This window comes from Alkalibacterium sp. 20 (genome assembly GCF_001885615.1).
GTDB lineage: Bacteria > Bacillota > Bacilli > Lactobacillales > Carnobacteriaceae_A > Alkalibacterium.
The window spans coordinates 1-5,595 of record NZ_LSRN01000065.1 but is presented as its reverse complement, the minus strand read 5'-3'; the positions used below and the strand labels follow the sequence as shown (position 1 = coordinate 5,595).

The following is a 5,595-nucleotide window of genomic DNA, read 5'->3' as shown; positions in this document are numbered from 1 at the left end:
AAGAATAGAGGAAGAATTAGGAAAATCAGCAAAGATGTCTTCTTTTGAAATTTGAAGAAGTTCGTACCAAACCATTTAATTTTAGACAAAATGTTAAAAATTAATTAATACATGAAATGTTATAAAAGCGTGTATCCGGAATCCCTTTACACAGGGGTTCTTTTTCTTTAGGGTGCTTTAATACATGATTGTGTGGTATATTGAGTGTAATCATGTATCGCTTTTGTGGAAGGAGAGCCGCTTAAAATGACGTACAATGTCCAACCCCTCCGTACTCAGCAAGAAATAAACGACTTTTTATTCTGTTTACGGCGCAATCAGCACGCCGAGAGAGATGTTTTTCTGTTTTTGATCGGGATTAACAGCGGCTTACGGATGTCAGATATCGTTAAACTAAAGAAACAGGATATTTTGACATCAAAAAACCCTCGAATCGTGGAACAAAAGACGGGGAAAACACGCATACTCTATTTAGGGAGCCTTCAGGATCTCATCCAGGACTACACTAACCCCCTGGACCCGTCTGATTATCTCTTCCCCAGCAGCAAAGGCGGCCATTTAGAAGTGAATACCGTCTACCAGATGTTTCAAAAGGTCGCTAAGCTCTTAGGCAGAGACGATATTGGTACGCACACGCTGCGCAAGACGTTCGGTTACCACTATTACAAGAAGACGAAAGATGTGGCCACCCTGATGGAAATATTCGGTCATAGCAGCGAGAAAATCACCAAGCGCTATATTGGAATCAATGAAGACGAGATCAGTGAGACTTTGTATAACTTTAGACTAGGTTTTTAATCGGATTTAAACACTTTTATTATTCTCTACTTAAGAATCTTCTTCCTATTTTTAATTATTTAATTTAAAAAAAGCCTTTTCTCTATTTAAAAATACAGAGGAAAGACTTTTTTTGATATATTTTCAAAAACAAAGAAATAAATTTATTAGCGCCAAGTGCTAGTAAAAGAACCCTTAGCATTCATATTCAATGTTGCAACAGTTGAAAACGAATTAATGGATATGTCAATGGGAGCAATTCCAATCTTAACTTTTGCCTCAAAACTAACTCTGACCCAACTGTTATAAACTTTTGGGCCTTTTGCAGTAGAAGGAACTTTTACAGTCCACCAGAATGTATCGTAAGTCCCATAAACGTCTGCAGGACTGGTAGTAGACCCATTAATAACAAAAACACCAGTAGCTTTTAAGGTAAGAACTACTTTGTTTAGTCTATTTCTTATAAGCCTCGAAGTACTTACAGTCTTACGAGTCTGAGTACTATATGTACTGAACTCTAAAGGATTGTTTAGCAATGTAATCTCTTCTGTTCTTTCCTCTAGATATAAGTTCTCACTTATTTTTACTTCTCTATGTCCTCTAAAATCGTCTTCGATTTCAGTAAAAGCTTTTGCTAAGTTATCATCTAACTCTTCTATCTCTTCTGGATCTACACTCCATTCATCAGCCAATTCTTGAATTTGCTTTGTAGACAAATCTTCTATTGCTACTGGTATCTCCGGATCAGCATCATTACTTGCAAAAACATACCCTCCTGAAGATATAAAAATGGAAAAAGCTAAAAATGTTACTACAAATTTCCTTAAAAAACTCATAACATGAACAACTCCTTTTTAATTTTAATTACACGCATATATTTATATATATACGAGATATAAAGCAAGCAAGCATTGCTGTACATCATAATTATCAAGGGTTTTCAATGTTTTCTATTATAACTTCATCGTATGATTCTATTGGGCCTCCCAAATCTGCAGTAAACCATATCAATCCAAATACTAGCAAAATTTGAAAAAGTAAAGCAATTGTTGCCGTTACTTTTATCCAGAAAGGATAAATATTTCCTCTATACTTAATTAGTAAATACAGAGAAAAAAACACACCTAGAATAGGGATCAGAAAAGCTAATATACACATAAATATTATTCCTGTTAAATCATAACCATTAATTGATTCCAATTCCTCTTTCAAATGTTTTACCACATCCTTTTCTCCTTTCAATAATTCATCTAAAGAAACACCATATAGCTTACTTAATAAAATCATAGAAGTAATATCCGGGAAATTCTTCTCGTTTTCCCAGTTTGATACAGCCTGTCTACTTACCAATAAATTTTGTGCCACTTCCTCTTGTGTAAAATCGTTCTTAGTTCTAAGTACTTTAAGACGTTCACCTAGCTTTGTATCTAATTCCATATCATTGTCCTTCCTTAACCTAATTCTCTTATATAATAGAGTAAATATCTAGCAAGCAAAGCTTTTGGAAAGAAGTTTTGACATACGCAAGCCTTTCTTGTAAACATTAATCTTTAGTTAACGTATCTATCGTTTAAAAACAATCATATATCACTAATAAAAGAGTGCACACAATTAATTAGTTGTTACCTCTTCGCTTTTTTTGGTTCATGCGACGAACATCTTTGTCTTCGTATATTTGAACAAGATCTAAATAGCGTTTATATTCAGATTCCTCTAACGTTTCAACATACATATCCACCATAATATCGACTATTTCTTTTGGCTTTCTGCAAAACCCATAGTGATTAAAGAGCTGATATTATTTCGAATATTTACGGGTTCCGTTACCACAGTCGTTACTTCTGGTTCTTTTATTTTTTTTGGTTTCTTTTGATCAGACGAATCTATCTCAAAATTTCTAGTTACCATGTTTATCAAAATGAATTCTATGCTGTCTTCGACCGCCTGAGGCGGTCCAGCCAATGGATATAAGTTAGTCAGTTAATAATTTTTTTTTACTGGGGAAGCTTTCAGGGAGAAGTATGCCCAAAATCATGCAAAAGAAGTCTTTAGGGTCTCCCCAAGAAAGAAAACAGCCTTAAAACGAATCATTTAATTGAAAGTGACCAAAATTAATAGAGAAACAATTAGCCTTTTAAGAAAAAAGGTTAAAATGTAGAGCCATGAATTATTCAGGTAAATTATTATAATTATTTTTTTTTGAATATACGATTAAATATACTGATTTTCTCTGGTGAACTTTGTTCTAGTTCCAGTAATTTTTTATCGTGATTTTCCAACTTTACAATAGCAACTTCTAATTGGTCTGATAATTTTAGGTTACTTTCAATTAGTTGATTAATAAGCGACTCATATTGTTTGATTTTATTATCTTGAATCGGTTGCATGTCGTTAGATGTGTCGCTCTCAAATCGGATATCGGTACTTGATACGTCCGACACGTCATTTTCTGATAATGCTTGTTTTATTGACTTTTCAAGAGAAAAATCAGGGCGCACTTTTAACGATACTATCCGTTTCAAAACCGATACGTCGCTATTTTTATATAATCGACTGTTATTGCTATCGCGATTGAAATAAGACTTGTTTCCGCTCATTTTTTCAATCAAACTAGAGTATTTCCGCAAGGTTGTTACTGCAATCCCTAGCTTCTTCGCAGCGATTTTAGGCGATATGTATTCTATAAAATCACTATCCTTATTCATAAATAAAACCACCTTAAATGTTGTTATAACAATAGTTTAAATGAATCTAACTAACGACACTAGTATTTAATTTTTCTTGTTTGGACTTTTCACTCTTATATCTTTCAGATTGTGTTTTTATCTCTTTATTATTAACCCAATCATATAACGGAACCTGTACTTGTTTTTTTTCCTCAAAAATAAAACTAATTCTTTCAATTTTATTCCCTTTTTCAGCTTTTTCTTTTTTATAACTTAGACTTTTGAAGAATGGTCTTAACTCCTTAATACTTTTTTTAAGGATTCTTCTATCTATATCATACATGCGATAACTTTCAGGGATATCTAATAATCGTTTGAATTCTTCAATCGAGACTGTATAGAAGCCTGTACCTTTAAATTGTTTTAATTTACGGTAAATCGTCTTTGTATAAGAACTATTAATTTCTGTAAATTCCTTCAACTCAAATTTAGTAAACATTTCAAAGTCATTCAAGAGAAATTCAAATTCATTATTGATACCAATTTTTACAGTTTGTGTATCTGCATTAATATCAAACTTTGTGAAGAGTACAAAGCGTTTTATTCTTGTTTCTGTACGTTCCCCATATGTAAGACCTAGCATTTTAGTATACGTTTTATCTAGATCATTCATAAACCGTTTAACAGATGTCGGTGAATAATTGCTCAACTCTTTTAATTGTTCGAAACTAAATTCAATTTCTTGGGTGTATTTGTCTTTTAACTTTGAGCATATTGAAAAAAATAAATCTAATTCATTAGGATTGAATTTTCTAAAACTTACATCGTTCAAGCTATTCTCATATTTCACAATTTCATTCAACAAAAATACCACCTTTCTATAGGGTTCATCTCATTATAACCACCTATAGACGACATGTAAACGACATGTCGTTCTTAAACAGACAAAGTGTCGTCTATAGGCAGACAAAGTGTCGTCTGTAAACAGACAAAGTGTCGTCTATAGGCAGACAAAGTGTCGTCTGTAAACAGACAAAGTGTCGTCTGTACTATAGTTGTATCCCTTGTGGGAGTAAGCCGAAATAGACATCTAAAACTCTTTTAAAACTCTTTTAAAACTTTATTAAAACTAATATAAAGAAATAGCCTAATATGCTTTAAAAATATTCCAATATCTAAACAACAAAGAATGAAACCTTGCTCCGCAAGCTAAGAACTATCTTATACGGTCAAAAGAAGTCGCTCCGCTCCGTTAACAAGCCACCATGGCCGTATTAGAAAACTAAGACGTAGCTTTTGGTTAACCTAGCGTAAGGATACCATTTGTTTACTGCTCACTACGTTCGTGCAGGGCAAGCCCTACATACCCAAAATCAGAAAAAATAAAAAAAGGATAGCTAACCAGTTGGATATGCCCGTTTAAGCGCAAAAAAAGCATGTCTAACAAATTTCACCCCATTGGACACACATTTCCCTCAATTGATTTTAAACGTGGCTTAAAAACGATTTAAAGCACGTTTAACGACTGGCGCCCTTTAATAAAAGATCAAAAAAAAAAGTACCTAACTATTTACTAGGATTTTTTTGAGGGTGCCTGTTTTTCTTTTGATTGGGCGTATAGAGACAACGCTAATGAAAAAATTGAACCTATGCAGTAATAGCTTAAGTAACATGACGCTTGTAAAAAAAAAAAAAACGGTGACCACTGCACTTAGTATTTTTGGCATAAATCACTCGCCTAGACTATTTTTTTATACATTTAGTTTAAATCAAAAAAGCAGATCAAACACCTTTCGATTTAAAAAAATGAATCGCAAAGTTAAAATTAAACGCGCACATGTCTTTACGATTCCATCGGGTGTGTTAAAACAAAAAGTAGGTGCAGTTAGATTGATCCAGCTTCAACTGTTTTTTGTTTGTTGTGTGAAAAAGCGCTCCGTTATTTTAAAAATTCGGTGCACGCCTCTGAAAAAAAAAACGAAAAAAGCGAAGAAAAAAAGAAAGTTTAAAAACAGCCGTAAAAACAAACTGAAAGTTAGGTGTTTCTAGGAAGAGCATAAAGAGATTCTGGCGCCACTCGTTTTTTCGCACTGCTCCAAAACGTTGACGTGTCAGGCTGTGCCTGACGAATCTTAATAAAAAAAAGTGGCGC

At 33.4% G+C, this 5,595-nt stretch carries 5 protein-coding genes and 1 pseudogene; 1 reads left to right on the top strand and 5 read right to left on the bottom strand.

Annotation, left to right across the window (positions count from 1 at the left end):
- The first annotated feature begins 246 nt into the window (after positions 1–246).
- On the top strand, positions 247–798 hold the full coding sequence (locus AX762_RS10250) for a tyrosine-type recombinase/integrase (protein WP_071849042.1): 552 nt from the start codon (positions 247–249) through the stop codon (positions 796–798).
- 146 nt (positions 799–944) lie between these two features.
- On the opposite strand, the gene AX762_RS10245 is transcribed toward AX762_RS10250, so the two are convergent.
- The 5 genes and pseudogenes from AX762_RS10245 to AX762_RS10230 all read right to left on the bottom strand — a co-directional run bounded on the left by AX762_RS10245 (position 945) and on the right by AX762_RS10230 (position 4,305).
- Complete coding sequence (locus AX762_RS10245; protein WP_071849041.1) at positions 945–1,613, bottom strand: hypothetical protein; 669 nt, start codon at positions 1,611–1,613, stop codon at positions 945–947.
- Positions 1,614–1,707: 94 nt separating this feature from the next.
- Complete coding sequence (locus tag AX762_RS10240; protein WP_071849040.1) at positions 1,708–2,214, bottom strand: helix-turn-helix domain-containing protein; 507 nt, start codon at positions 2,212–2,214, stop codon at positions 1,708–1,710.
- A gap of 178 nt (positions 2,215–2,392) precedes the next feature.
- Positions 2,393–2,542: pseudogene (locus AX762_RS13455) on the bottom strand (DUF5388 domain-containing protein); the annotation flags it as partial.
- A 424-nt stretch (positions 2,543–2,966) separates the two neighbouring features.
- Positions 2,967–3,482: a hypothetical protein gene (locus tag AX762_RS10235; protein ID WP_071849039.1), complete on the bottom strand. Its 516-nt coding sequence runs from the start codon at positions 3,480–3,482 to the stop codon at positions 2,967–2,969.
- 46 nt (positions 3,483–3,528) lie between these two features.
- A complete protein-coding gene (locus AX762_RS10230) occupies positions 3,529–4,305 on the bottom strand; it encodes a replication initiation protein (RefSeq protein ID WP_071849038.1) in 777 nt (258 codons plus the stop codon).
- Between the last annotated feature and the right edge of the window lie 1,290 nt (positions 4,306–5,595).